At 66.7% G+C, this 26,159-nt stretch carries 20 protein-coding genes; 9 read left to right on the forward strand and 11 right to left on the reverse strand.

What is annotated here, in order from left to right:
* Positions 1 to 5 precede the first annotated feature (5 nt).
* From glpD to F1640_RS22985, 5 genes are all read left to right on the forward strand, one after another.
* Positions 6 to 1,565 carry a glycerol-3-phosphate dehydrogenase gene (gene glpD / locus F1640_RS22965; RefSeq protein WP_124810417.1) on the forward strand — a complete coding sequence of 520 codons (1,560 nt, stop codon included), beginning with the start codon at positions 6 to 8 and terminating at the stop codon, positions 1,563 to 1,565.
* The gene (gene glpK / locus F1640_RS22970; RefSeq protein WP_124810416.1) at positions 1,565 to 3,043 is read left to right on the forward strand and encodes a glycerol kinase GlpK; all 1,479 of its coding nucleotides are present in this window, start codon (positions 1,565 to 1,567) and stop codon (positions 3,041 to 3,043) included. Before glpD ends, glpK begins: the two co-directional genes overlap by 1 nt.
* A 19-nt stretch (positions 3,044 to 3,062) precedes the next feature.
* A complete protein-coding gene (locus tag F1640_RS22975; protein ID WP_194921936.1) occupies positions 3,063 to 3,998 on the forward strand; it encodes an alpha/beta hydrolase in 936 nt (311 codons plus the stop codon).
* Between the two features lie 67 nt (positions 3,999 to 4,065).
* Entirely contained in the window at positions 4,066 to 4,746 is a 681-nt protein-coding gene (locus tag F1640_RS22980; RefSeq protein ID WP_124810414.1) for a DUF969 domain-containing protein, read from the forward strand.
* A complete protein-coding gene (locus F1640_RS22985) occupies positions 4,743 to 5,687 on the forward strand; it encodes a DUF979 domain-containing protein (protein ID WP_124810413.1) in 945 nt (314 codons plus the stop codon). Before F1640_RS22980 ends, F1640_RS22985 begins: the two co-directional genes overlap by 4 nt.
* Before the next feature lie 17 nt (positions 5,688 to 5,704).
* On the opposite strand, the gene F1640_RS22990 is transcribed toward F1640_RS22985, so the two are convergent.
* Positions 5,705 to 7,306, reverse strand: a complete 1,602-nt coding sequence (locus tag F1640_RS22990) for a sulfotransferase (RefSeq protein ID WP_223806736.1) — start codon at positions 7,304 to 7,306, stop codon at positions 5,705 to 5,707.
* Between the two features lie 3 nt (positions 7,307 to 7,309).
* Positions 7,310 to 8,203, reverse strand: coding sequence for a sterol desaturase family protein (locus F1640_RS22995; protein WP_124810412.1), 894 nt, complete (start codon positions 8,201 to 8,203; stop codon positions 7,310 to 7,312).
* A 236-nt stretch (positions 8,204 to 8,439) separates the two neighbouring features.
* Between F1640_RS22995 and F1640_RS23000 the strand changes: the two genes are divergently transcribed.
* Positions 8,440 to 9,366: a YncE family protein gene (locus F1640_RS23000; protein ID WP_124810411.1), complete on the forward strand. Its 927-nt coding sequence runs from the start codon at positions 8,440 to 8,442 to the stop codon at positions 9,364 to 9,366.
* 153 nt (positions 9,367 to 9,519) lie between these two features.
* On the opposite strand, the gene atzF is transcribed toward F1640_RS23000, so the two are convergent.
* The 9 genes from atzF to F1640_RS23045 form a co-directional block, all read right to left on the reverse strand.
* The gene (gene atzF, locus F1640_RS23005) at positions 9,520 to 11,289 is read right to left on the reverse strand and encodes an allophanate hydrolase (RefSeq protein WP_124810410.1); all 1,770 of its coding nucleotides are present in this window, start codon (positions 11,287 to 11,289) and stop codon (positions 9,520 to 9,522) included.
* Positions 11,286 to 14,888, reverse strand: coding sequence for an urea carboxylase (gene uca / locus F1640_RS23010; RefSeq protein ID WP_124810409.1), 3,603 nt, complete (start codon positions 14,886 to 14,888; stop codon positions 11,286 to 11,288). The genes atzF and uca overlap by 4 nt, the downstream gene beginning before the upstream one ends.
* Positions 14,885 to 15,520 carry an urea amidolyase associated protein UAAP2 gene (locus tag F1640_RS23015; RefSeq protein ID WP_124810408.1) on the reverse strand — a complete coding sequence of 212 codons (636 nt, stop codon included), beginning with the start codon at positions 15,518 to 15,520 and terminating at the stop codon, positions 14,885 to 14,887. Before F1640_RS23015 ends, uca begins: the two co-directional genes overlap by 4 nt.
* Positions 15,521 to 15,537: 17 nt before the next feature.
* The gene (locus tag F1640_RS23020) at positions 15,538 to 16,362 is read right to left on the reverse strand and encodes an urea amidolyase associated protein UAAP1 (protein WP_124810407.1); all 825 of its coding nucleotides are present in this window, start codon (positions 16,360 to 16,362) and stop codon (positions 15,538 to 15,540) included.
* Positions 16,359 to 16,883, reverse strand: a complete 525-nt coding sequence (locus F1640_RS23025) for a CopG family ribbon-helix-helix protein (RefSeq protein WP_223806735.1) — start codon at positions 16,881 to 16,883, stop codon at positions 16,359 to 16,361. The genes F1640_RS23020 and F1640_RS23025 overlap by 4 nt, the downstream gene beginning before the upstream one ends.
* 12 nt (positions 16,884 to 16,895) lie before the next feature.
* Positions 16,896 to 17,672, reverse strand: coding sequence for an ATP-binding cassette domain-containing protein (locus F1640_RS23030; protein WP_124810406.1), 777 nt, complete (start codon positions 17,670 to 17,672; stop codon positions 16,896 to 16,898).
* The gene (locus F1640_RS23035; protein ID WP_194921937.1) at positions 17,669 to 18,484 is read right to left on the reverse strand and encodes an ABC transporter permease; all 816 of its coding nucleotides are present in this window, start codon (positions 18,482 to 18,484) and stop codon (positions 17,669 to 17,671) included. The genes F1640_RS23030 and F1640_RS23035 overlap by 4 nt, the downstream gene beginning before the upstream one ends.
* Before the next feature lie 44 nt (positions 18,485 to 18,528).
* The gene (locus F1640_RS23040) at positions 18,529 to 19,614 is read right to left on the reverse strand and encodes a putative urea ABC transporter substrate-binding protein (RefSeq protein ID WP_124810404.1); all 1,086 of its coding nucleotides are present in this window, start codon (positions 19,612 to 19,614) and stop codon (positions 18,529 to 18,531) included.
* Positions 19,615 to 19,877: 263 nt separating this feature from the next.
* Positions 19,878 to 21,227, reverse strand: a complete 1,350-nt coding sequence (locus F1640_RS23045; RefSeq protein WP_194917264.1) for an IS1380 family transposase — start codon at positions 21,225 to 21,227, stop codon at positions 19,878 to 19,880.
* Between the two features lie 268 nt (positions 21,228 to 21,495).
* On the opposite strand from F1640_RS23045, the gene F1640_RS23050 reads away from it, so the two are divergent.
* The 3 genes from F1640_RS23050 (at position 21,496) to F1640_RS23060 (ending at position 26,129) form a co-directional block, all read left to right on the forward strand.
* Positions 21,496 to 23,907 carry a TonB-dependent receptor gene (locus F1640_RS23050; RefSeq protein WP_124810403.1) on the forward strand — a complete coding sequence of 804 codons (2,412 nt, stop codon included), beginning with the start codon at positions 21,496 to 21,498 and terminating at the stop codon, positions 23,905 to 23,907.
* 74 nt (positions 23,908 to 23,981) lie between these two features.
* Entirely contained in the window at positions 23,982 to 25,070 is a 1,089-nt protein-coding gene (locus F1640_RS23055) for an MBL fold metallo-hydrolase (protein ID WP_124810402.1), read from the forward strand.
* 48 nt (positions 25,071 to 25,118) lie between these two features.
* On the forward strand, positions 25,119 to 26,129 hold the full coding sequence (locus F1640_RS23060) for an MBL fold metallo-hydrolase (protein ID WP_124810401.1): 1,011 nt from the start codon (positions 25,119 to 25,121) through the stop codon (positions 26,127 to 26,129).
* Positions 26,130 to 26,159 lie beyond the last annotated feature (30 nt).

The following is a 26,159-nucleotide window of genomic DNA, read 5'->3' on the forward strand; positions in this document are numbered from 1 at the left end:
CTGAAATGACGAAAACAAGCGCATCGCCCGTTTATGACATCGTTGTCGTAGGAGGCGGCATCAACGGTGCCGGCATCGCGCGCGATGCGGCAGGGCGCGGGCTGAACGTCCTGCTGGTGGAGCGCGAGGATCTCGCCTCGCACACCTCGTCGGCCAGCACGAAGCTGATCCATGGCGGGCTGCGTTATCTCGAATACTACGAATTCCGCCTGGTGCGCGAAGCGTTGCAGGAGCGCGAACGCCTGCTGCGGATCGCTCCGCACATCATCTGGCCGCTACGCTTCGTCCTGCCCCGACCCAAGGGCGGCCGGCCCGGCTGGATGATCCGCATCGGGTTGTGGCTCTACGATCACATCGGCGGCAAGCAAAGCCTGCCAAAGTCGGAAGGGGTCTCGCTGCGCGATCCGCGCTGGAGCGATGGGCTCAAGCCCGGCCTGACCAGCGGCTTCGCCTATTCGGACGCATGGGTGGACGATGCGCGGATGGTCGTGCTCAACGCCATGGACGCCGCCGCGCGCGGGGCGACGATCCGGACGGGCGTGGCCATGACCGGGGCGCGGGTGGAAGACGGCCTGTGGCAGGTGGATTTGCGCGAGGAAGCCGGTGGCGCCGCGTCCACCGTGCAGGCGCGTGCCCTCGTCAACGCCGCTGGCCCGTGGGCAGGCAGCCTGCTGCACGACATCGGCGGCGTGGCGCATGAGGGCGGTATCCGGCTGGTCAAGGGCAGCCACATCATCGTGCCGCCGCTCTACAAGGGCGATCACGCGTTCATCCTGCAGAACCCGGACGGACGCATCGTCTTCACCATCCCGTACCAGAAGCGCTTCACGCTGATCGGCACGACGGATGTGCTGGTGGACGAGGCCGAGCGCGCGCGGCCCAGGATCAGCGCCGAGGAAACCGAGTACCTCTGCCACACCGTCAGCGAATACTTCGAGCGGCAGGTTGCGCCGGCCGACGTCATCTCGACCTATTCGGGCGTCCGCCCGCTGTACGACGATGGCGGAGACGACGCCAAGGCGATCACGCGCGACTATGTGCTCAAGCTGGGGCGCGAGGAAGGCCCGCAGCTGCTGAGCGTGTTCGGCGGCAAGCTGACGACGTATCGCCGGCTGGCGGAGCACGCGCTGGAAAAGCTGGCCCCGTTCCTGCCGGCGATGGGGCCGGCATGGACGGGCGCGGGGCCGCTGCCGGGCGGCGACTTGCCCGGAGGCGACTTCGATGCCTTCCTCCAGACCGTGCGCGCGCGCTGGCCGTTCCTGCCCGCCGACACGGCCGAGCGCGTGGCCCATGCCTATGGCACGCGCGTCGAGGAATGGCTGGGCGGTGCGGAGGGCTGGAACGCCCTGGGTGAGGATTTCGGCGCCGGCCTGACCGCTGCAGAAGTGGACTATCTCTGCGCGCACGAATGGGCGCGGACGGCGGAGGACATCCTGTGGCGGCGAACCAAGTTGGGCCTTGTCTGTCCTTCTGATACGGCGGAACGGCTCGCGCTCTATCTGGCAAGGCGCGCGGGACACGAAACGACCGCCGCGCCGGCGGTGGCCAGCGGGGGAGAAGGATAATGGCCGGGCTGATCCTCGCGCTCGATCAGGGCACCACGTCCACGCGGGCGCTGGTGTTCGACGCGGATCGCCGCGTCATTGCCAGCGCGCAGCAGGAATTCCCCCAGCACTACCCGCATCCCGGCTGGGTCGAACACGATGCCGAGGACATCTGGCGCGACACGCTGGCCTGCGCGAAGCTGGCACTGGAGCGCGGCGGGCTTTCGGCGGCGGACATCGCGGCGATCGGCGTTACCAACCAGCGCGAAACCACCGTGCTGTGGGACCGCAAGACGGGCAAGCCGCTGCACAACGCGATCGTCTGGCAGGACCGGCGCACCGCCGAAGTCTGCGCGGTGCTGCGCGATGCGGGCCATGAACCGCTGGTGCAGGAACGCACCGGCCTGCTGCTCGACCCCTATTTCTCGGCGACGAAGCTCGCCTGGCTGCTCGATACCGTGCCCGGCGCGCGTGCGGCGGCCGAAGCGGGCGAACTGGCGTTCGGCACGATCGACACCTTCCTGCTGTGGCGCCTGACCGAAGGGCGTTCGCACAGGACCGACGTGACCAACGCCAGCCGCACGCTGCTCTACGACATCCACCGCCAGCGCTGGTGCCCCGACTTGCTGGCGCTGTTCCGCATTCCGGCGGCGGTCCTTCCCGAAGTCTGCGACAGCGCTTCGGACTTCGGCCATACCGACCTGCTCGGCGCGCGTGTGGCGGTCGGCGGCATGGCGGGGGATCAGCAGGCGGCGCTGGTCGGCCAGTCGTGCTTCGCGCCGGGTCAGGCCAAGATCACCTATGGCACGGGCGGCTTCATGCTGCTCAACACGGGCGACAGGGCGGCGCGGTCGCAGGCGCGGCTGCTCACGACCATTGCCTATCGCGTCGGCGGACAGGCGCGTTACGCGATGGAAGGCTCGATTTTCGTCGCCGGAGCGGCGATCAAGTGGCTGCGCGACAAACTGGGCATCATCGTGGAGGCGCGCCAGACGCAGGAGATGGCCGCACGGCTGCCCGATAACGGCGGCGTCTTCATGGTCCCGGCCTTCGTCGGCCTGGGCGCGCCACACTGGCATACCGAGGCGCGCGGGATGCTGACCGGCATGACCTTCGACACCGGCGCGGCCCATATCGCGCGCGCCGCGCTGGAATCGGTTGCCTTCCAGACGGCCGATCTGGTCGCGGCGATGCAGGCGGACGGGGCGGGCAAGCTTGCCGTCCTGCGCGTCGATGGCGGCATGGCGGCGAACGACTGGTTCTGCCAGTTCCTGGCCGATATTCTCGACATCGTGGTGGAGCGGCCGGCCAACCTCGAAACCACCGCGCTGGGGGCGGCGCTGCTGGCGGGGCACCAGTCCGGCGCCTGGCCCGATGCGCTTTCGGCCGATCCGGGCGCGGAAGGCCTCGTCCGCTTCGCGCCGCGGATGGCGTCGGAAGAACGGGCCGGGCTGATCGGCGGCTGGCAAACGGCCGTGCGCCGGGCCATCAGCGCCTGAGGTAGAGAGGGAGAACCGCATGCGCATTTTCCATCGCGGTTGCATGGCGCTGATGGCGCTGTTGGCTCTGTCCGGCGTGGCGCGGGCCGCCCCGGGCGACTGGGTGCAACAGGTGCAACCCATCGCGATTCCGGCCGACGGCCAGGGCATCGCTCTGCCAGTCACGCTGCCATCGCCGAAGGGCGGGGAAAGCCGCCACGAAGCCTGGGCGCAGCAGGGGCCGGGACAGCGGCTGGTCTATAACGTCAACCGGCCGGAACTGATCGTCGTCCCTCCCGCCCAGGGTGCTGCGCCCGCAGGCGATCAACCGGCGGTGATTCTCGTTCCGGGTGGCGGCTTCGAGTTCCTGTCGATGGACAACGAAGGCTATGGCGTGGCCGAACGGCTCGGCAAGCTGGGCGTGCGCGTGTTTATCCTCAAGTACCGCACGCTGGTTCTGCCCGACAGCATCGACGGCTTCCGCGATGCGCTGGCGAGCACGTTCGCGGGCAAGGGGCCACCGATCGATATCCTGCAGGATCTGCCCTATGCCGTGGCCGATGCGCAGTCCGCCGTGCGCACGGTGCGTGCCCGGGCGAAGGAATGGCATGTCGATCCCCGCCGCGTGGGGCTGCTGGGCTTTTCCGCCGGCGCGATGACGACGCTCGCGATGATGCAGGCCGATGTGCCCGATACCATGCCCGATTTCGCGGGACTGATTTATGGCCCGACCAAGACCGGCCCCGTCCCGCCCCATGCGCCGCCCCTGTTCGCCGCGCTGGCGATGGACGACCGCTTCTTCGGCAAGGACGATCTCGGCCTGATCGATGGCTGGCGCAAATCCGGCGCATCGGTGGAATTCCACCTCTACAGCGGCGGCGGCCACGGCTTCGCCTCGCAGCCTAACGGCACCACCAGCGATGCCTGGTTCAGTCAGTACGCCTTGTGGCTCAGGGCCATGAAGATCGTGCCCTAGGGTCTTGACCCTAGATCCGCGCGGATTGTTTTTGACATAGGCGGCCCGCCAATCGGATACCACGGGCATGTGGGTATTGCTGGGCATCGCCATCATCGTCGCGGGCTTCATGCTCCGCTTCAATCCGCTGCTCGTCATCGTGGCGGCGGCGCTGGCGACGGGACTGGCGGCGGGGCTGAGCCCCGTGGCGATCGTCGCGGCCTTCGGCAAGGCGTTCAACGATACGCGCTACGTCAGCGTCGTGTGGATCGTGCTGCCGGTCATCGGCATGCTCGAAGCCTATGGCCTGCGGGAACGGGCGAGGACGCTGATCGGCGGGTTGCGCGGCGCCACGGCGGGGCGCCTGCTGGCGGGATACCTGCTCCTGCGCCAGGCGACGGCGGCGATCGGGCTGACCTCCGTCGCCGGCCATCCGCAGACCGTGCGGCCGCTGGTGGCCCCCACGGCGCTGGCCGCCGCCGAAGCACAGGCGGGCGATCTGCCGGAAGCGGAGCGCGAGGAAATCAAGGCCTGGGCTGCCGCGACCGACAATGTCGGGCTGTTCTTCGGCGAGGACATCTTCCTGGCGATCGGATCGATCCTGCTGATGAAGGGCCTGCTCGAACAATACGGGATCGTCGTCGAACCCTTCCAGCTTTCGGTCTGGGCCATCCCTACGGCGATCGCCGCCTTCGCGGTCCACGGCTTCCGACTATGGCTGCTGGACCGTCGCCTCGCCCGAACGAAGGGCCGGGAAACGGAGGCATGATCACGCTGCAATGGGTCTATGGACTGGCCGGGGCGGTCTTCGCCGCGTTCGCCGTGCTGGGGCTGCGCGATGCGGGGAACCCCCGGCGGTTCCGGAACGGCGCGTTCTGGGGGCTGATGGCCGCGAGCATGTGGGGCGGCGATCGGTTCGGCGATGTCGGCAACGGGCTGCTCGTGCTGGCGCTGGTGGGCATCGGCGCGCGGGGGCTGGGGCGGAGCGATGCGGGCGAAGTTCCATCGACCACCCTGACCGCGCGCGCGGCGCGCCATGGCAATCGCCTGTTCCTGATCGCGCTGGCCATCCCGTTGACGGCGCTGGCCGGTACGTTGCTGTTCAAGCAGTTTCCCGCGCTGATCGAAAGCAAGCAGGCGACGCTGATCAGCCTTGGGCTGGGCGTGGTGCTGGCCGTGGCGGCCGGTGGCGCGCTGCTGCGCGCGCCTCTCGCGCTGCCCTTGCAACAAGGCAGGCGGCTGATGGACCAGGTCGGCTGGGCCGCGATCCTGCCGCAGATGCTGGCCAGCCTGGGCGCCGTGTTCGCGCTGGCCGGGGTGGGCGAGGCGGTGGGCGGGATCGTCCGTCTTGGCATTCCGGAGGGCAGCCTGATCGGCGCGGTGGTGGCCTTCGGGCTGGGAATGGCGCTGTTCACCATGGTCATGGGCAATGCTTTCGCGGCGTTCCCGGTGATGTTCGCCGCCATCGGCATGCCCTTGCTGATTAGCACTTATCACGGCGATCCGGCGGCGATCAGCGCGATCGGGATGCTCGCCGGCTTCTGCGGTACGCTGATGACCCCGATGGCGGCCAATTTCAATCTGGTGCCCGCCGCGCTGCTGGAACTGCGCGACGAATACGGCGTGATCCGCCGCCAGATCGGCACCGCGCTGCCCTTGCTGGCGATCAACATCGCGTTTCTCTACTGGTTCGCGTTCGCCGCTCGATAGCCCCAAGGGCTGGCGCTTCAGTCGCAGGCGATGCCGGCCTGCTCCAGCCAGGCGCGGGCGGGGCCGAGATGCGCTTCGTAATGGCGCCAGCGCTGCACGGAATCGGCGTTCAGCGGCCGGCGCACCTGTTGCGCGCTGGGCGTTGCCACCGCGCCGCTGGCGGTGTGGAACGACAGGCAGGCATCGTCCCACGGCAGCCCGCAATGATCGAGCAGGCGCCGGGTTTCGCCTTCCTGATCGGCGATCAGGGCTTCGTAGCCGAGTTCGAGCACGGGGCCGGGAAACAGATCCCGCCACAGCGCGACCAGGCCATCGAACAGGGCATAGTACCGCGCCGCATCGACGAGGTCGTATGACCAGCCGTAGTAGGGCGAGGTGGTGGCGAACAGGTTCTTGTAGTTGCTCCACACCGCATCGAGCGGGTGGCGGCGCAGGCAGACGATCCGGGCGTTGGGCAGCGCGCGCGCGATGTGGCCGGCATAGAGGAAGTTGAGCGGGAACTTGTCGACGAAGATTGGCGCTTCGCCGCCGGCGTGCTGGCGCGCGCGGTCGAGATAGGCGCGGCCAAGGTCTTCGGGCCGTGCCGATCGCACGCCCGCGATAGTCTCGGGGTCGAGCACCATGCGCGAAGGGCTCTGCGACAGGCGTTTCAGCGCCAGCGGCATGGCCTGCAACTCGCCAACCGATTCCACCTGCGGGTGGGCCGCCAGGATGCGGTCGACCAGCGTCGTGCCGGTGCGCGGCATGCCCACCACGAAGATCGGCGCGTCGGCCAGCGTGCTTTCACCGGCGAAATAGGCGGGATCGGCAAAGGCCTCACGCAGCGCGGTGGCGTTGTGCTCGTCGCTCTCCATCGAAAAGCCCAGCCGCTTGCGGTGCGCGGCGTTGGCCGTGGAAAGATGGCGGAAGACATCCTCGTGCCGCCCCAGATCCTCGTATTCCTTGGCTGCGGCATAGTGGATGCGCAAGCGTTCGACCGGATCGGGCTGCGCGCCGATGGCCGTCTCCAGCCGCGCGGTGTGGTTCCGCTCCGCCTTCTGTCGCCGCAGACCAGCCAGGCCCAGATGCGCGCGGCCATGGCCCGGATCGTGCGCCAGCATGGCCTCGTACTGCGCTTCGGCATCGTCGGTGCGGCCGAAGAAGCCGTAGCTGCTGGCCAGGTTGAAGCGGAACGTAACGTTCGCGGGCATGGCGGCCACCGCGCGTTCGAACAAGGGCACGGCTGCGCCGTGATCGCCGAGCCGGGCATAAGTGCAGCCGATCGTATCCAGCACCAGCGGATCGTCGGTGGGACAGCGCGCGGCATGGTCGGCGGCGGCGCGGGCTTCGGCTTCCCGCCGCAGCAGGATCAGCAGGCGGGCGTGCTGCGCGGCGTATTCGGCATTGCTGCGCGCCAGTGAAACCGCCCGTTCCACGGCTGGCAGCGCGGCGTTGATCCGCCCGGTTTCGGCCAGCGCCATGGCGAGCAGGAAATGCGCCTCGGGGAGCGCGGCATTCACGCGCAGCGCGGCATCGGCGAGTTGCGCGCAACCCGCCACATCGCCCCGGCGCAGCGCCGCGCGCGCTTGTTGCAGCGAGGCGATGGTGCGATCGGGCGCGGGCGAACGCAGCAGGCTCACCGCTTAGCCGGCGGTAGCCGGGGGATCGTTGCGCCGGGCCTTGATCGCGTCGATCACCGGGCGGAACGGGAACAGGAACTGTTCCCATATCGACAGCCGCTTGCGTTCGTCCTGCCCCACGATGTCCGCTTCGCCTTCGCGATAGGTGCCGAACACGCGATCGATCAGGATCAGCGAATTGGCGTAATTGCAGCGGGTGTCCTCATAGGGCACCGAATGATGCAGGCTGTGGTTGCGGATCGTCGTGAAGAAGAAAGAATAGAACAGCGGCGGATCGGACCGCACATTGGCATGCGCGAACGTGGAAACCACGCCCAGGATGTTCGCCGCGCAGAAGATCGCGGCCAGCGGCAGATCGAACAGCGCCACCACGCTCAGGCTGATCAGGAACAGCTCTATCGGATTGCCGACATATCCCTTCATCGCGTTCAGCTGGGTGATGTGGTGGTGTGGCGCATGGGTGAGCCAGGCCGGATGCCAGTTGTGCATCAGCCGGTGCATCCAATACTGGCCGAACTCGATCAGGAACACGACAAGCGCCACCTGGAGGAGAAAGGGCATGTGCATCGCCCAGTCGGTGGTGATGCCCAGCGATTTCTTGACCGCCTTCAGGGGGTCTTCCGCGAGCGTGTTGGAAACCCACGAGATCGCGGTGTAGCCCAGGACAACATAAAACGTATCGGTCAGGAACTCGCGCTTGTTCAGCCGCCAGCCGGCGTGCCGTTCGAACAGGAACTCCAGCCCCAGAACAATCGCGGTGATGACAAGGCCGGCCGCGATGATGGTCGCCGGATGTTTGGCCAGCGCTTCGGGAATAAAGGCCCAGAACAGCACCACGGCGACGATCATCGCGGGCGGGATCAGGTTGACCAGCGTCTGCTTGAAGTCCTTGCCCATCGTGGTCCTCGGCGGATGGATTTCCGAATGATGCCGGCATGCTATCGATATTACCTATATCGTCAAGCGTAATATTCCGCATTTGCTAACGCGCCCCGCAACGCATCCGATGGCACGCGCGCCCAAAAAGGTATTACATAGCCACATTCTCGTAATAACGGCGTGGACAAGACGGTTGTTTCGGACAATGCTGCAACGCGAAAGCGCATGCGCTGTTTCCTTGAAGGAGAACCGAAATGAACAGGCTCGGGTTGGCGATGGTGGCGCTTGCCGCTCTCTGCGTGGAGCCGCCGGCGGCGCAGGCGCAGGAGGAACAGGTCATCACCGTGCCGGGCTTCGCGGATTTCCTCGCGGTCGATGGCGATACCGTGTGGGCGACCAACAAGGGCAGGGTGGAACAGTGGGCGCGTGGCGGCAAGCGCGCGGAAGTGCCGATGACGCGTCCGTGCGGGGCCATGGCGGTGGCCGATGGCGCGCTGTGGGTCGCCGATTGCAAGGAAGGCGCGCTCAAGCGCATCGACACGCGGACCGCGCAGATCACCGCCACGATCCCGACCGGCATCGCCAATCCGTTCGGCGAGCTGAACGTCGTGGCGGGCGCCGGCTCGATCTGGGTTGCCAGCGACGGCAAGGGCGTGGTCTCGCGCGTCGATCCCGCGACCAACAGCGTGATCGCGACCATACCGGTCGATCCGGGCACGTTCTATCTGGCGTTCGGGCTGGGATCGCTGTGGGCGGTCAGCAGCGCGCAGCAGTCCGTCCAGCGCATCGATCCCGCGACCAACACGGTTGCCGGGAAGACCGCGCTGGGCAAGGAACCCGGCTTCCTCGCCGCCGGCGAAGGCGCGGTGTGGGTGCAGGAGCAAGGCGATGGCACCGTCGCGCGGATCGATCCCGCCACGGGCGCTGTCACCGGCCGCGTCAAGGTGGGCGACAATCTCAAGTACGGCGACATCGATACCGGCGGCGGCAAGGTGTGGCTGCGCACCACCGCCGACCAGGTGTTCGTGGTGATCGACCCGGCGACGCTGGCGATCCGCGCGCGCATGGGCAAGGCTTCGGGCAGCGGCGCGCTGCGCTACACGCGCAAGGGTGTGTGGACGACCTCGCACGACGTGCACACGCTTTCGTGGTGGTCGAAGCCGGGCAAGATCGGGAAGTAGGGGGCTTTTAGCCCTCTCGCCTTCAGGGGAGAGGGTTGGGAGAGGGGGCGCACCGCGCTTGCCCCTCTCAATTTCGGCTAGGCCGTTTCACGACCAAGCCTGCGTATCTCTCCCCTGAAGGGGGGAGAGTGGAAGTGCCAGGTCCGCCCGACCCTAAAGGCTCGCGATATAGGCGCGCCAGCCACCCAGGTGCGTGATGTCGGTGGCCCCGTCGATCGCGCGCGGCTCCGCCACGAAACCCTTAACGCTGCTGCCGTCGGCCAGCGTCACCGTGCCGATCGCGAGCGGGGGCACCACTTCGGCCACGAAGCTGCCGAAGGCGGCGACATCGAGTTCATAGACCTCGACCGCGATCGCCGCCCCATCCGCGTTGTGGATCAGCGCGGGCTTGGGCGGCACACTGTCGGCGATGGCATAGAGCCGGTACGTGGGCGCGGTCTCGAACGCGCCAACGAACGTGGCCTCGCGCGAGGTGAGTTGCCAGTGCAGCGGCATGTCCTTGAGATGGGCGCCGACGACGGCGAGTTTCACGGTCTGCATTCGTCCCTCCAGATCGAGCGGCGGTGGCGGCGGCAAGTCGGCGGCCGCCAGGTAGTCGTTGGCCAGCGTCAAAAGACCCTGATCGGTATCGGCAGGCCCGATCAAGGTGATCCCGAAGCCGGTGGCATTAGCGCGCGCGCCGGCCGGCACGGCCACGGCGGCCATGTCGAGCAGGTTCACGAAGTTGGTATAGGCGCCGAGGTTGCTGTTGAGCGCGATCGGCGCCGCCAGCAGTTCCGCCACGCGATAGGTCGTGCCCGTGGTGGGGAAAGCCAGCACGTCGATGGCGTCCCACATCTGGTCTGCCTGCCGCTTGAGCGCGGCCAGGCGATAGATGCCGTTGAACAGTTCGACCGCCCCGATGTCCCCCCCCGGTTCGACGACCTTGCGCACGGTTTCGTCGATCGCATCGGGATCGCTGGCGAGAAGGCCGGCGATGGCCGCGGTGCGTTCGGCAACCCAGGGGCCGCCATAGAGAAGCTGCGCCGCTTCCTGCAGCGGCGCCGTGTCGATCTCCACGATCTCGCCCAGCGCGCCAAGCTTCTCGAGCGCGCGATTATAGAGATATTCGGATTCGGCATCGCCGAACCACAGGCGCTGTGCCCGGCGCGGTACGCCAATGCGCGTGCGGCCCACTGGGCGATCGGCCAGCGGCTTGGAATAGGGATCGGCGGCATCGAAGCCCGCCACCACGGAATCGATCAGGGCCGCACCGGCGATGTCATCGGTGAACGCGGTGATGCAGTCGATCGTGCGGCACGCCGGAATCAGGCCGCGCGTGCTCCAGCGCCCCTTGCTGGGCTTGAATCCGATGAGATGGTTGAACGCGGCGGGCACGCGGCCCGATCCGGCGGTGTCGGTGCCGAGCGCGAAGGGCACCAGCCCCGCCGCGACGACGACCGCCGAGCCCGAACTCGATCCGCCGCTGACATAGGCGAGGTTGTGTACGTTGCGGGGGATGCCGTAGGGCGTTCGCGTGCCGACGAGGCCGGTGGCGAACTGGTCGAGGTTGGTCTTGCCGACGCAGAGCGCGCCAGCCGCCTTCAGCCGCGCGGCCACGTCCGACGAACTATCGGGACGATAGGTGAAGGCGGGGCAGCCGGCCGTGGTCTCGAACCCGGCGACATCGATGTTGTCCTTCACCGCGAAGGGCACGCCCGCCAGCGGCAATGTTTCGCCCGCCGCGATGCGGGCGTCCACCGCACGCGCGGCTTCGCGCAGCGCCTCGGGATCGGCGCGGCTGATCCAGGCCTGCGGCTGCACCGCATCGTAGGCGGCGATGCGGGCCAGCGTTTCTTCCATCACGGCAAGCGCGCTGGTCTCTCCGCTGTTGACGGCGGCGGCGGTAGCGGCAACGCCGCGCCGGGCGAACGACACGCTCATGCCAGCGGGCTCAGCGCCAGCATCGGCGCACCGGGCAGCAGCGATTGCCGCTCTTCCAGATAGAGCGCGGCCACCGTGCCGGCACCGGGGCTTTCGACCGGGCATTCCATCTTCATCGCCTCGATCACCGCGATCGTGTCCCCGGCTTCCACCGTATCGCCGGGAGCAACGAGCAGCTTCCACACGACGCCGCCGAACGGCGCCTCGATCACATCGGCGCCATCGGGCACCTCGATGGCGACGGCGGGCTCGGCCCCGCCATCGCGATCGGTCAGGTCGGTCACCCGGTCGAACTCGCCGATGCGCTGCCATTCGGCGCGCTCGGCATCGAAGGCCGCCTGCCGCTGTGCCTCGAACGAGGCGATCGTATCGGCGTTGTCGCGCAGGAACGCGCGGTAATCGGCCAGGCGGAACTCCGACTCCTCGACCTGGATGGATCGGCGCCCGCTGGGGAAATCCCGGCGCCAGTCGGCCAGTTCCTCGGCGCTCACCTTGAAGAAGCGGATCTGGTCGAAGAAACGCAGCAGCCACGGCTTGCCGCCCTCGAACGCGTCGGTCTCGCGATGCGTGTTCCAGACCTGGATGGTGCGGCCGAACAGCTGGTATCCGCCCGGCCCTTCCATGCCATAGATGCACATATAGGCCCCGCCGATGCCGACCACGTTGGGCGGGGTCCAGGTGCGCGCCGGGTTGTACTTGGTCGTGACCAGACGGTGCCGGGGATCGACGGGCGTCGCCACCGGCGCGCCGAGATAGACATCGCCCAAGCCCAGCACGAGGTAGCTGGCGTCGAAGATCACCTGCTCGACCGCGTCGGCATCGGGCAGGCCGTTCACGCGGCGGATGAACTCGATGTTGTCCGGGCACCACGGCGCATCATCGCGCACGGCGGCGATGTATTTCTGGATCGTCTCGATCGTGGCGGGATCGCGCCAGCTCAGCGGCAGATGGACGATGCGGGATGGCACCGCGAAGTCCTCCAGATCGCCCAGCCGCTCCTCTGCATCGATCAGCGCGGCCAGCGCCGCGCGCTGGTCCAGCCGCACGCCGTCGAAATGGAACTGGAGCGAGCGGATGCCGGGCACGATGTCGATCACGCCGGGCAGGGCCATCCGTTCCAGCTCCGCCATCAGCGCGTGGACGCGGATGCGCAGTTCGATGTCGAGCACGATCGGGCCGTATTCGACCAGGATGTTGCGGTCGCCCTGCTGGCGATAGACGGTGCGCGGGCGCTCGCCCTTCGCCGGCAGATCGGCCAGGATCGGCGAAAGATCGACGATGGCGCGGGCGGCGGTCGGGGCCGGCACCGTGCCGCTGGCGACGAGCGTACGCTGCGCCGCGTCCGCTTTCATCGCGTCGTCGATCGTCACCGGGCGGAAGCACAGGCGATCGCCCGGCGCGAGCTGCCCGATCTTCCAGCGGTCCGCCGCGATCACCACGAACGGGCAGACGAAACCACCGAGCGAGGGGCCGTCAGGCCCGAGGATGATCGGCATGTCGCCGGTGAAATCGACCGCGCCGATGGCATAGGGATTGTCGTGGATGTTCGACGGGTGCAGCCCGGCCTCGCCACCATCCGCGCGTGCCCACTGCGGCTTGGGGCCAACCAGTCGCACGCCGGTGCGGTTGCTGTTGTAGTGGACCTGCCATTCCGCCGCCAGGATGGTGTCGATGTCCGCGTCTGTGAAGAAGTCCGGCGCGCCGTGCGGGCCATAGAGCACGCGCAGCGTCCATTCCTTCGCCAGATCGGGCAGCGGCGCGGTGGGAAGGGCATCGCCCGTGGCTGCGCCCGCCGGATGCAGCGTATCGCCCGCCAGCAGCCGGCGCGCGGCATGGCCGCCGAACTGGCCCAGCTCGAACGTGCTGCGGCTGTCGAGATAGGGCGGCACGTCCAGCCCGCCGGCGATCAGGATATAGCCGCGCAGCCCGCCGCCGGTGACGCGGCCGAACGCTAATGTCTGCCCCGCCGCGATCTCGATCGCCACGCCGCGTTCGACCGGAACGCCATCGAGGCGGGCCTTGAAGTCCGCCCCCATCAGGCAGATGCGCGCGGGGGCGTTGAACAGCAGGATCGGCCCGGTGATGGTCATTTCCAGCCCGGCCGTGCCTTCGGGATTGCCGAGCAGGCGGTTGCCCAGGCGGAACGACTGGTCGTCCATGGGGCCAGACGGCGGCACGCCGATGGCCCACAGGCCTTGCCGGCCCGGCCAGTCCTGCACCGTGGTTGCGGTGCCGCCGCTGATGACGCGGATGCCGCGCGGACCGAAATTCAGCCCGTCGAGCAGGCGGGTGGAAACATCGCCGGCCACGAACGGGGCCGCGCGCACCACGTCGCGCAGCCAGCGCAAGTTGGTCTCGATCCCGTCGATGCGGCTGGCGTTGAGCGCCTGCTGCATCGCCGTGACCGCCTCGGCCCGCGTGGGGGCGTGGACGATCAGCTTGGCCAGCATCGGATCGTACCACGCGCTGACCGTGGTGCCCGCCATGCACCATGTTTCGGCGCGAATATCCCCGGGGAAACTTACCGCGGTGAGCGTGCCGGATGTCGGGCGATAATCGAGCGCAGGATCTTCGGCATAGAGCCGCACCTGGATGGCATGGCCCTTGGGCTGCGGCGCTGGCGCGTCGAGCATCGCGAAATCGCCCGCAGCGCCCCGGATCATCCATTCGACCAGGTCGATGCCCATGACCTCTTCGGTCACGCCGTGTTCAACCTGCAGCCGTGTGTTCATTTCCAGGAAGAAGAACCGTTCGCGCTCGGCATCGTAGAGGAACTCGACCGTGCCGGCCGACTTGTAGTTCGCGGCCTCGCCCAGCCGGACGGCGGCGGCGATCAGGTCGGCGCGCACGCTGGCGGGCAGGTTGGGCGCCAGCGCTTCTTCCACGACCTTCTGGTTGCGGCGCTGGAGCGAACAGTCGCGCTCGCCCAGGGCCATGATCCGGCCGGCGCCGTCGCCGAAGATCTGCACCTCGATATGGCGCGCGCGGCCGACGTAGCTTTCCAGGAACACGCCGGCATCGCCGAAGTTGCCTTCGCCCAGCCGCGCCACGGCGGCGAAGCCCTGCCGCACCGCGTCATCGTCCTCGCACACGCGCATGCCGATGCCCCCGCCGCCGGCCGTGGCCTTCAGCATGACCGGGTATCCGATCTCGCGCGCGGCCGTGACGGCCTCGTCCTCGTCCTGCAGCAGTTCGGTGCCCGGCGCCAGCGGCACGCCGTGTTCGCGCGCCAGCGCGCGCGCGCTGTGCTTGAGGCCGAAGGTGCGGATGTTGTCGGGGTTCGGGCCGATGAAGGCGATGCCGACAGCCGCGCAAGCCTCGGCAAACTCGGCGTTTTCGGCGAGGAAGCCATAGCCGGGATGGATCGCGCCCGCGCCCGTCGCCTTGGCCGCCGCCAGGATCGCGGCGACGTTGAGATAGCTCTCCGCCGCCGGCGCGGGGCCGATGCACACCGCTTCATCGGCTTGCGAGACATGGAGCGAATCCACATCGGCTTCCGAATAGACGGCGACCGACTTCAGGCCCATGCGGCGCAGGGTGCGGATGATCCGGGTGGCGATGGCGCCCCGGTTCGCGATCAGGACGGTATCGAAGCTCATGCCGCCACGATCATCCGTACCGGCGTCGGGTTGAACGCGTTGCAGGGATTGTTGATCTGCGGACAGTTGGACACGACCACCGTCACGTCCATTTCCGCGCGCAGGTCCACCGTAAGCCCCGGCGCCGAGATACCGTCGACGATGCCGAGCGCGCCGTCGGCCTCGACGGGAACGTTCATGAAGAAGTTGATGTTCGAGACGATGTCGCGCTTGCTGCGCCCTTCGAGAAGGTTCGCCTCAAGGAAGTTCTCGACGCAGGCGTGCTGCGCCTTGGTGTGATGGCCATAGCGCAGGGTATTGGATTCGCACGAACACGCCCCGCCGATGGTGTCGTGGTAATCGACCGAGGTGCCGGTGATGACCATCATCGGCCGCCCCTCGTTCGATCGCAGCACGGTTCCGGCGCGCAGGAACAGGTTACCCTGCGCCGCCACCGTATCCTGCGCGCTGTAGCGTTCGGCATCGTCGGCCGTGGCATAGAGTAGGAAATCGACCGCCTGGTTGCCTTCCAGATCGACGATCCGCAGCGTCTGCCCGGCGGCGACATGGTGCAGCCACGGCGCGCGCGACGGCACGATCTCGTCGTGCACGATGGTGCCGGGAAGCCCGGCGGTATGGGGGTCCACGCTCATGCTGGCGAATTCCTTGGCTAGCGGCGGTAATAGTCTTCGACGTTGAGGAAGGCGCGCAGGCCTTCCGGCGTCGCATTGCGGATCGCGTCATCGGCCGGCGTCACCGGGCCGCGCCAGGCCGAAAGGCGCAACGGGGTCACGGTCCATTCCGGACGGGGATCGAGCACGTGCGGGCAGTTGGCGATGACCACGATCACGTCCATTTCGGCCCGCAGCAGCACGGTACGGCCGGGGTCGTAGGGACCGACCAGCGGCGTGATCGCGCCGTCGGCCTCGATCCGCGTGCCCTTGAACAGGTTGATGCAGGGATGCACGTCGCGGCGGCCAAGGCCGTGCTTCGCCGCCCCCAGCAACAGGCGGTCGCGCCCGTTGGGGAAGGCGCCGCTGTTGCGGCCTTCGCCATAGCGCGCGGCGTTGGTCGCCGCGTTGGACGTGCCGCAGAACGCATCGTGCGTTCCGGCGTCGTCCTCGATGATGCTCATCAGCACGCGGCCCATGTCCGACAGCAGCAGCTTGCCCGCGCCCAGATAGGCGTTCCACTGGACCTTGACCGTATCGGCGACGTTGAGCCGCTCGGTGGGCATTTCGGCGTTGAAGACCATCAGCGAGGCGCAGGCATCGCCGCGCAGGTCGGTCAGGCGCAGGCGCGTACCACGCGCCAGCCGGCGCGTGGCATAGCCACCGGCGGCCACCACTTCTTCCCACAACAGGTCATTCGCGGGAACATCGCCGGGGAGGTCTTCGGCGACCGGCGGAAGCACCGGCATCGCTTCCACCTTGGTGCCGCCCATGGCGCGGGCATGGTCGCGCGCGGCGAGCGGATCGGCCAGTCCCCCACTCATGCCGCGGCTCCCTTGCGCGCGCCGCGCACGGGCTTCTGTTCCCGAAGCCCGCCGCCATCGGCCTCCACGTCATCCTGTTCGTACAGCGGCGGCAGCAGCGCGGTGGTCGTGACCAGTTCGAGCTGGTGGACGCCGCGAATGCCCCGCAGCGCATCGCACAGCGCCTTCAGCCGCACCGCCGGTCCCTGCACGAGCAGGACTTCGAGCGACTGGTCGTCTTCCAGGAAGACGTGCTGCGAGGAGATGACCTCCTTGAGGTAATCGGCCTGCGTCTGGGCAAGCTGGTGCCGCACCCGCCCGCGATCGCCCCGATAGACCAGCGTGATCGTTCCGGCGAGCATCTCGTCGGGACGGGTCAGGGCTTCGTGTTCGGCCAGGGCGTGGCGAATCAGTTCGGCGATCAGCTGGGAACGCGACGGCAGGCCGCGTTCCTCCACCATCACGTCAAGCTGGCGGAACAGTTCCGCCGGAAGGCTCATGCTGAGCCGGGCGAGGTTGGCGAGAGGAGGCTCGGTGCTCATGACGCAGGTCTCTCAATTATTACTAACTTGGTCAAGTGTAATACTCTCGTCGTTCGTCGGAACCGGACGAGGCTTCAGTCGCAGGTCGTAAACGGCGGTCGCGCCAAAGCGGTGCGGCGCGTGCGGATCGATCCGGCGCTTGTCGAGTGTGAGGACGCGGGTGCCCAGCGCAAAGGCTTCGCGCAGATCGTGCGTCACCATCAGGATGGTCAGCGAGTAGTCCCGCCACAGCCGCGTGATGAGCGCGTGCATATCCGCCCTGATGCCCGGATCGAGAGCACCGAACGGTTCGTCCAGCAGCAGGATGCGGGGGCGCTTGATCAGCGCCTGCGCGATGGCAAGCCGCTGCTGCATCCCGCCCGACATCTCCGCCGGAAGCAGATCCAGGCTGTCGCCCAGGCCAACGGCGGCGAGCATGTCCGCCGCTTCGGCGGCCGCGGCGCGGCGGCGTGCGCCGAACAGCCGCGCGGTGAAGGGCGCTTCCGCGCATTCCAGCCCGAACATCACGTTGCGCAGGGCGGACAGGTGCGGAAACACCGAATAGCGCTGGAAGACCACGCCGCGGTCCGGCCCGCATTCGGGCGCCAGCGGCACGCCATCGAGCAGGATCGAGCCGCGCGTGGGCCGTTCCTGCCCGAGAACGACGCGCAGCAGGCTGCTCTTGCCCGCGCCGGACGGGCCGATGATCGACACGAAGGAGCCGGCCTCGATGTCGAGGTTCACCCGTTCGAGCACGACCTTGTCGCCGTATTCGACCCAGAGGTCGCGGAGGCTGAGGAGCGCGCTCAATGTCCGGCTCCATGCGCCCAGGGATAGAGACGATGGCTGATCTTCACCAGCGCCACGTCCATCACGATCGCCAGCAGCGCGATCCACGCGACGTAGGGCAGGATGATGTCCATCGAGAGGTAGCGGCGAACAAGGAAGATGCGGTACCCCAGCCCGACATCGGACGCGATCGCCTCGGCCGAGATCAGGAACACCCAGGCCGGTCCCAGCGAAAGGCGCACCGCCTGGATCAGGCGCGGCATCGCCTGCGGCAGCGCCACGCGCAGCATCAGTTGCCAGCTGCTTGCGCCCAGCGTCTGCGCCTTGCTGATCTGTTCCCGCGGCAGGCTGGCGACGTGCGCGGCGATATCGCGGATCATGAACGGGGCGATGCCGACCACGATCAGCGCCACCTTGGCGGTCTCGCCCAGGCCGAAGGCGATGAACAGGATCGGCAGCAGCGCGATCGGCGGGATCACCGCGATGCCGGTCACCAGCGGACCGAACGTGGTGCGCACCGGTGGCAGCACGCCCAGCACCAGTCCAACGAGCAGCGCCGAGACGGTGGAGATGGCCAGCCCCAGCCCGAGGCGTTGCAGGCTCGCCAGCGTATCGGCCCAGAACACGATCTGTCCTGAAAGCGCGTCCGGCTCGCTCAGCAGCCCGGACATGGCCTCCACCATGCCGCCGGGCAGGGGCAGGATCTTGTCCGAGGGGTTGGCGGCATGGCGGCTGGCCGCCATGAACAGATAGACGATGATCAGGATCACGACCGGCGCGGCGCCTAGCAGCACGCGATTGCCCGGCCGGATCTGGCGGTTCACCCAGCGCATGGAACCTCTACTTCGTTCGTGCGGTCAACGGGCACCGGGCCGGCTCAAAGCTTGCCGTCGGCGGCCATTTTCATGAAGCTTTCGTCGAAGCGCAGCGTGACGTGCGCGGGATCGCCCAGCGTCTTGCCGCCGGGAAAGGCCATGCCCACCGCGTCGGCCGACTTCGCGCCCTGGCCGAACAGCCCCTTGGAGAAGCTGAAGTCGCGCACGCGGGTCATCGTGGTGATCAGCGCCGGCGCGGAGGTGGCCTCCACCGCTTCCTTGGGATCGGCATAGAGGTGCGTGGTCGCCAGCTGGCTGTCGAACACCTCCGGCGTCGTCCCCGCCAGCTTGGCCATCGCCGCGCGGGCGGCCTTGCCCTGTTCGTCCTGCCGCAGCATCAGCGCCGTCGTCTCGTACCAGATCGCGGTCAGCGCCTTGCCCAGATTGGGATTGGCCTTCAGCGTCGCCGTATCCACCACCAGCAGATCGAGGATTTCACCGGGGATTTTCGACGAATCGAATACCAGCTTGGCGTTCGGCTGCGCTTTCATTACCGAAAGCTGCGGATTCCAGGCGACCGCGGCGGTTGCCTGCGGGCTGGCCCAGGCGCTGACGATGTCGGCGTCCGAGGTGTTCACCGTCTTCACGTCGGTCAGTTGCAGTCCGATGGAATTGAGGGCGCGCGCGAGCAGGTAGTGCGACACCGACAGTTCGGCGAGATAGACCTGCCGTCCCTTGATCGCGGCCAGATTGTCGGCGCCCTTGAGCACGATCCCGTCGTTGCCGTTGGAATAATCCCCCATGATGAGCGAGGTGGTGTCCTTGCCGCCGGCGGCGGGAATGGTCAGCGCATCCATGTTGGCGACGGTCACGCCGTCCAGCTTGCCGGCGGTGTACTGGTTCACCGATTCGACGTAGTCGTTCACCTGAACGATGTTGATCTTCACGCCGTACTTGTCGGCCCACTTCTTCACGATGCCCGCCTGCCGCGCATAGGGCCAGGGCATCCAGCCGGCATAGATCGACCAGCCGATGTTGAATTCGGTGCGCGACTCGGCCTTCGTGCCGCCCCCGGATGAGCACGACGCGGCCAGCAAGGCCCCGGCCATAAGGGTGATCGTTCCAGCGACGCGAATCCGGTTCAGCATGAGTGAGACCCCTTTTTGCACTGCAACATTGCCGCATCCAAAGGCGTTTGTCTATGCGTCATTATTACCATTGCGCACTTTTGTAATATCCCTAGCCCGGCCTATTCATGAGACTGAGGTTCCGGGCTTGTTGGGTGGCGATGCGTTTTCGGTGATGTGATCCGGACGAGCGCCTCTGGCGGTGTTTTTCACCGCGGTGGGATCGATGGGCTTTTCGGGGTTAATGGAGGGGGGCTTGCGGTTCGGCGGCACGGCCGCGCGGGCTATGTAGGAGCAGGCCGAAGGTTGGTGGCGACGGCCTTGAACGTGGCGGCATCGGGGCATGCTGACGCGAAGGCGATGCGGATGCGCGTTGCGGATTCAATGACGCGGGCGGCGACCTTGAGCAACCGGAGGCGGATCGTTGCGAACTCGGCGACGGCAAGCGCGGCAGATTTTGGGATTTCTTGCTGGATCCGCCACAGGAGCCAGTAGGCGGCGGTGTGCAGAATGAGGCGCATCTGGTTGGCATTGGCCGAGCGGCACGAGGTGCGATCGCTGGCGAGCTGGGTCTTGTGCCGCTTGATCAGGTTTTCGGCCTGGCCGCGGGCACAGTAGAGCGTGTCGTAGATGTGCTCGGCCGAGCCTTGGGTCAGCGAAGTGACGACATAGCGGATGTCCATGCCCAGCGTGCTGGCCTCGATCCGGGCGACGACGCGGCGCTGGCCCTTCCAGCTTTTGGCGCCGTAGCGGGTCTCGGCATAGTTTCGCAGGATCACACGCTGCTCCTCGGCCCGCTTGACCGCGCAGGTATCGGCGACGGCGACGATGGCGGGATCGGCCCGCAGCGCAGCGTTGGTTGGCAGGCCGAACACGTAATCGATGCCGTACGCCTCGCAGAACGCCATGACCTCGGGGCGGCCATAGTGCCCGTCACCGCGGATGGTGAGGTGGGTATCGGGCCAGTGCCGGCGGATGTGACGCACCAGACGCCGGATGTGGCCAGCAGCTTCGGCGCCAGATGGCGTCTTGCCGGTGCGAAGCAGCATCGCCACCGGCCGGCCACTGGCGGTGTCGTAGACGTGGATCGGCAGGAAGCAGCGCTCGCCATGGTGCCCGTTCCAGAACGAGAGCTGCTGATAGCCGTGGACGACATCGCAGGTGTCATCGATATCCAACGTCACCGCCGCCGGCGAAGTGGGATAGCTGGCGCAGTAGATATCGATCATGGCGGCCATCAACTTCGCCAGTTCGCGCGTGGTCGGCGCGTTCTCCCAGCGGCTCATCGTGGGTTGGCTCGCAAGCCCGGCACCGGAGCCCGGCAGCTTGCCCAGCGCCAGGCGGAAGCCGGGATCGTCGCGAAGGGCGTCGAGATCGTCGGCATCCTCGTATCCGCAAGCGATCGCGAACACCCGGGCGCGCAGGATGTCGGGCAGCGCATGGATCACCCGGCCAGGGTCACGCGGGTCGGCTATGCAAGCGGCAAGCCGACGGCAGATGCCCATCGCGCGCTCAGCCTGTGCCAGTAGCAGGACGCCGCCGTCCGAGGTCAGCCGACCACCATCAAAGGCGGCTGTGACTTTCCGGCTGCGCACTGCTGGGAATCGGAATGGGTTTGCAGTATCGTCGGTCATGGCGGGGTGGCCTGTGGCATCTTCTGCCCTGCGGCAGGTTCGGCTTAGACACCCAGTTCCTAATTCAGATCAGAGGCTTATGCCACTCCCGCCAACCCTCTCGGCCCAACGCGGTGAATAAGCCGGGCTAGCTTTCCCTCGCATCGCGATCGGCCGCAGGAAGCCGAAGCATCCGCAGTTCCGGGAGAGAATGCCCCCTGAGGCATTTAGCCGCCGCCCGTCTCATGGGGAGGAGGGCGGTAGGCCGTGGCAATTGGGGAGCCGCTACATGGTGCAAAAGAACGCATTCCGCGCCGCCATCTTATCCGCAACCGCGCTCGTCGGAGTCTGGGGAACGCCCGGATTCGCGCAGACCGCTCCCGCCGAGGCGTCGGCGGACGTGCCGGCCGATCCGTCGGCCGAAGGTCTGGAAACCATCGTCGTCACCGGCACGCGCCGTTCGGTGAGCATCCAGGATGCGCCAATCAACATCGCTGCCGTCACGGCCGACAGCCTCAAGCGCGATCACATCGACGATGTGCGGTCGCTGGCGGCGTTCACGCCCGGCATTACCGTGCAGGACACCGGACCGCGCAATACCGGCACGATCGTTCTGCGTGGTCTCAGCGCTGACGACAACAGCAGCTTCGGTGACAACTACAACAACACGCTCGCCACCTATATGGGCGAAATTCCGCTCTATCAGGACTTCAAGTTCCTCGACATGGACCGGATCGAGGTTCTGCTTGGCCCGCAAGGCACGCTCTATGGCCTGGGTACGCTGGCGGGGGCGATCCGCTACATTCCCAACCGTCCCGATCCGGACAACTGGTCGGGCACGGCCCACGGTCGTGTCTACGGGGTATCGCATTCGTCAAAGCCGGGCTTCCAGATGGACGGCACGATCAACATTCCGATCGTTCCCGGCAAGATCGCGTTCCGTTCGACCACGGGATACTACAACGATCCCGGCTTCATGGATTACGTCTATCTGGTGAACACGCCGGGCGTTTCCCTGGCGCAGCCGCAACAGCCCGGTACGTTCTTCGGCTCGATTGGCACGCCCGACCAGATCAAGGCGAACCTCCACACCTACAAGGACGCCAACTTCGAGCACACGTTCACGACGCGCAACCAGCTTGGCATTTTCCCGGCTGACTGGCTCAAGGTCTACCTGACCTATGCCTACCAGACCACCGACACCAACGGTCGGCAGGCCAACGGTGGCGGCGTGTTCGGCACCAGCAAGTACCAGGCGCCGTGGCGCTATCTCGAACCGTCAAAGCGCAAGGCGCACCTTTACGCGGCCGAGGTCGAGGCGGACATCGGCGAGATTGCCCAGCTGGTTTCGGCAACGGCGATCACGAAGCAGACGATCGACAGTTCGGTCGACGTGACGGACCTGCTGATCGATCTCGATTACGGTTACGAACTGTTCCCGGCGTTCTCCGGCTACACCAAGCAGAACGTCAAATACGACCAGTTCAACCAGGAAATCCGTCTCGTTTCCAAGCATGGCGGGCCGTTCAGCTGGGTTCTGGGCGGGTTCTACAACAACTTCCGCACCAAATCGCAGTATCGCGAAATCGTGCCGGGCTACCCGGCCTATGCCGGGATCAACCGCCCGGACGAAGTGGAATATGCCTCGTTCGTTGACAGCCGCACCAAGGAAAAAGCGGTATTCGGCGAACTCAGCGTAACGCCAATCAAGAATCTGCAGTTCACCGGCGGTGCCCGCTATTACAACTACGATGCCTTCGTGAACGGCGGTCAGGCGCTGCCCCTGTTTCAGACTTATCCGAACATCAATTTCCGTTCGCGTTCGGGCAGCACCAAGGACAACGGTGTGGTCTGGAAGTTCAACGGCTCGTACAAGTTCTCTCCCGACCTGATGGCCTACGCAACCTACAGCAAGGGCTATCGCATCGGCGGTGTGAACCGCGTTGCGCCGTGCGTGCTGCCGTTGCCGCCGGGCCAGAACATCTGCGCCCTGCCTAACGAGCTGTCCTATCAGCCCGATACCACCAAGAACATCGAAGTGGGCGTTCGTGCCACGCTGTTCGGCGGCAAGCTGCGCGGCAGCATCGCGGCCTATCACATCGACTGGGACGGCATCCAACTTGCCGGCCAGACGGTCAACGGCGCGACCGGCATTACCGTCAATGGCGGCAAGGCCGTTTCGAAGGGCATCGAACTGACGTTCACCGCCAAGCCCTTCGAAGGGCTGACCATCAACGGCAGCTATGCCTACAACGATGCGCATCTGACCCAGACGGTGCCTGAGCTGCTGAAGGTGGAAGGCGGCGCGGTGGATGCGCTGGCAGGCGCGCGGCTTCCGGGATCGACCAAGAATTCCGGCAGCCTGGGCGCGGTTTACGAACTGCCAGTCAACGAACGCGACAGCATGGTCTTTACCTGGACCGCGACCTACACCGGCAACATCCTCTCGCGCGTTGGCGCGCTGGGGAACGGTGAGGTGCTGCCCGCCTATACCGTGCATCGCGCCTCGATCACCTACAAGCTGGGGCCGGATCTCGAATTCCGCGCCTATGCGGACAACATCTTCGACAAGTTCGCGGTGACATCGGTGGGCAACGATCTTTCGCGCCGGATCGTCAACGACGGCATCGTTTCGCGCTATTATGCGAACAACGTGCTGTCGCCGCGCAAGTTCGGCGTGGAATTCACCAAGCGGTTTTGAGTGACACTCGATCGGGGCCTTGCCGAAAGGCTTGGCTCCGATCGCATTCCGCAGGCTTTTCCCAGGAGTGTCCGATGGAACCGACGAAAACCTACAATCCCGCGCTGTCGGGCAATCCGCAGTCCGCAACCGGCCGCGTCTATCCCAACGGCAATCCCGATCTCGGCTACAACCTGCCCGGTGCCCGCAATACCGACAGCGCGGTTCCGCTCCATCGCGGCAAGCCGGTGGTGCATGACTACGCCTGCGATGGCCCCGCGCCGGGAGCCATCGGGTTCCGCTGGACCTATGGCTCCAACGTCGCGGCGAAGAACCGCGATCCGCGCGTGCAGGTGATCCAGTACAACGAGGACACCTTCATCCTGCGCCAGAACGTGTGCGTCCATTGGGAAGCGCCGTTCACCTACCTGCTGTTCGGCAACAAGGGCGCGCTGCTGATCGACAGCGGCGCGACGGCCGAAGCCCACCTCTATCCGCTGCGCGAAACGGTCGATGCGATCATCGCCCGCATCGGCCAGGTGCGCGGCTGGCGCGACATTCCGCTGACCGTCGCCTGCACATCGGGCGAGGACGTGGCGCAGAACCAGGGCTTGCGGCAATTCGCCGGGCGTCCCGGCACGACCATCGTGCCCACGCCGCTGGCGGTGATGAAGCAGCACTACGGCCTCGCCGCGAGCTGGCCGGCGGGCACCGGCCGGATCGACCTCGGCGGCCGCGTGATCGACGTGATCCCCACACCCGGCACGCACAAGGACGGCGTCAGCTTCTACGATCCCTATTGCGATTTCCTGTTCACCGGCGACCTGCTGTTTCCGGGCAAGATCAACATCGGCAACGACCGGGACTTCCTCGCCTCGCTCGAACGGTTGAAGGCATGGACGGGGAGCCATCCGGTCAAGTGGATCATGGGCGGCCACATCGAGATGATGTTCGTGCCCGGAAAGGCCTATCCGCGCTTCGCCACTTACAAGCCCTATGAACGCGTGCTGGAAATGGTGCCGGCGGTGCTGGACGAGGCAATCCAGTACGCGCGCGAGATCCAGGGGCACGACCGGATGCTGATCCGCCCGGACTTCATCCTGCTCAACGGCGTCAGCCCGGACCAGCGCACGCTGGAATGGCCCGAAGGCGTGCCCAACATCAATCCGCCCCGCCCCTTCTGACCCGGCCATTCTGAAACGCCCTATTCTTCTTCGACAAGGAAGAGACCCATGGATCGTCGCACTTTCCTGACCACCTCCTCGGCGGCGGCGGTGCCGCTTGGCAGCATCGGCGCGGCGGGCCTTGCACGGGCGGCCGCGCCAGCCACACCGCCAGCCACGCCGATCGACTTCAAGAGCAATCTTCCCGCGCCGGGCAGCTTCCCCGACCGGTGGATCTGCGGTTCCCCTTCGTGCATGGACAACACCGATCCGCCGGTGCAGGTCCACTGGTACAACCCGCACACCGCCATCCTGCGGCAGAACAAGGCCTACAGTTACGAAGCGCCGTTCGCGCCGCTCTATTTCGGCAACGATCGCGTGCTGCTGCTCGACGAAGGCTTCGTCCAGCTGCGCAACGACTGGGATTTGCGCGGCGTGGTCGATGGCTGCATCGCCGATTGGTGCAAGCGTAACGGGCGCGATCCCGCCAGCCTGGAACTGCTCGTCGCCTTCAGCCACCTGCACGCCGATCACTACGCCGCCACCAACCAGTTCGCCGACCGGCCCAACACGCGCTACATGGGCCTGACCCAGGAAGAGATGATGGGCTTCTGGGGCATGACCAATTTCCCCGAGGAGCGCGTGACGCTGGACCTTGGCGGGCGCGACATCCTGATATGGGGATCGCCCGGCCACGTCATGTCCGAATTCGCGCACTACGATACCTATACCCAGATCCTCTACACCGGGGACATGTTCTATCGCGGGCGCTGCTATATCAGCTTCTGGCAGCCATGGTTCGACAGCATGAAGCGCCTGATCGATTTCTGCGACACACACCCGGTCAGCCATGTGATGGGCTGCCATGTCGAAATCAGCAAGGACGGGCAGGACTATGCCTATGGCATGACTTACCAGCCCGACGAGGCGCCGGTGCAGATGACCGTGCAGCAACTGCGCGAGGCGTTCGAATACGCCAAGACGATCACCAAGCCGGGCATCTACTTCACTGGCACGGTGTTCCTGTGCAACCAGACGCGCGGCACCACCACGATCGACCAGAACCCCTACCGGTACTGAAGCGCGGGACGGCCGGCTGGCCGGCGGCAC

Origin of the sequence: Novosphingobium sp. NBM11 (assembly GCF_015390225.1) — a bacterium.
In the GTDB taxonomy this organism is placed as follows: Bacteria; Pseudomonadota; Alphaproteobacteria; order Sphingomonadales; family Sphingomonadaceae; genus Novosphingobium.

Excerpts from the sequence above, each read along its gene's own strand:
- glpD (WP_124810417.1), top strand. The coding sequence starts at position 6 with ATGACGAAAACAAGCGCATCGCCCGTTTATGACATCGTTGTCGTAGGA.
- glpK (WP_124810416.1), top strand. The coding sequence starts at position 1,565 with ATGGCCGGGCTGATCCTCGCGCTCGATCAGGGCACCACGTCCACGCGG.
- F1640_RS22975 (WP_194921936.1), top strand. The coding sequence starts at position 3,063 with ATGCGCATTTTCCATCGCGGTTGCATGGCGCTGATGGCGCTGTTGGCT.
- F1640_RS22980 (WP_124810414.1), top strand. The coding sequence starts at position 4,066 with ATGTGGGTATTGCTGGGCATCGCCATCATCGTCGCGGGCTTCATGCTC.
- F1640_RS22985 (WP_124810413.1), top strand. The coding sequence starts at position 4,743 with ATGATCACGCTGCAATGGGTCTATGGACTGGCCGGGGCGGTCTTCGCC.
- F1640_RS22995 (WP_124810412.1), bottom strand. The coding sequence starts at position 8,203 with ATGGGCAAGGACTTCAAGCAGACGCTGGTCAACCTGATCCCGCCCGCG.
- F1640_RS23000 (WP_124810411.1), top strand. The coding sequence starts at position 8,440 with ATGAACAGGCTCGGGTTGGCGATGGTGGCGCTTGCCGCTCTCTGCGTG.
- atzF (WP_124810410.1), bottom strand. The coding sequence starts at position 11,289 with ATGAGCGTGTCGTTCGCCCGGCGCGGCGTTGCCGCTACCGCCGCCGCC.
- uca (WP_124810409.1), bottom strand. The coding sequence starts at position 14,888 with ATGAGCTTCGATACCGTCCTGATCGCGAACCGGGGCGCCATCGCCACC.
- F1640_RS23015 (WP_124810408.1), bottom strand. The coding sequence starts at position 15,520 with ATGAGCGTGGACCCCCATACCGCCGGGCTTCCCGGCACCATCGTGCAC.
- F1640_RS23020 (WP_124810407.1), bottom strand. The coding sequence starts at position 16,362 with ATGAGTGGGGGACTGGCCGATCCGCTCGCCGCGCGCGACCATGCCCGC.
- F1640_RS23025 (WP_223806735.1), bottom strand. The coding sequence starts at position 16,883 with ATGAGCACCGAGCCTCCTCTCGCCAACCTCGCCCGGCTCAGCATGAGC.
- F1640_RS23035 (WP_194921937.1), bottom strand. The coding sequence starts at position 18,484 with ATGCGCTGGGTGAACCGCCAGATCCGGCCGGGCAATCGCGTGCTGCTA.
- F1640_RS23040 (WP_124810404.1), bottom strand. The coding sequence starts at position 19,614 with ATGCTGAACCGGATTCGCGTCGCTGGAACGATCACCCTTATGGCCGGG.
- F1640_RS23045 (WP_194917264.1), bottom strand. The coding sequence starts at position 21,227 with ATGACCGACGATACTGCAAACCCATTCCGATTCCCAGCAGTGCGCAGC.
- F1640_RS23050 (WP_124810403.1), top strand. The coding sequence starts at position 21,496 with ATGGTGCAAAAGAACGCATTCCGCGCCGCCATCTTATCCGCAACCGCG.
- F1640_RS23055 (WP_124810402.1), top strand. The coding sequence starts at position 23,982 with ATGGAACCGACGAAAACCTACAATCCCGCGCTGTCGGGCAATCCGCAG.
- F1640_RS23060 (WP_124810401.1), top strand. The coding sequence starts at position 25,119 with ATGGATCGTCGCACTTTCCTGACCACCTCCTCGGCGGCGGCGGTGCCG.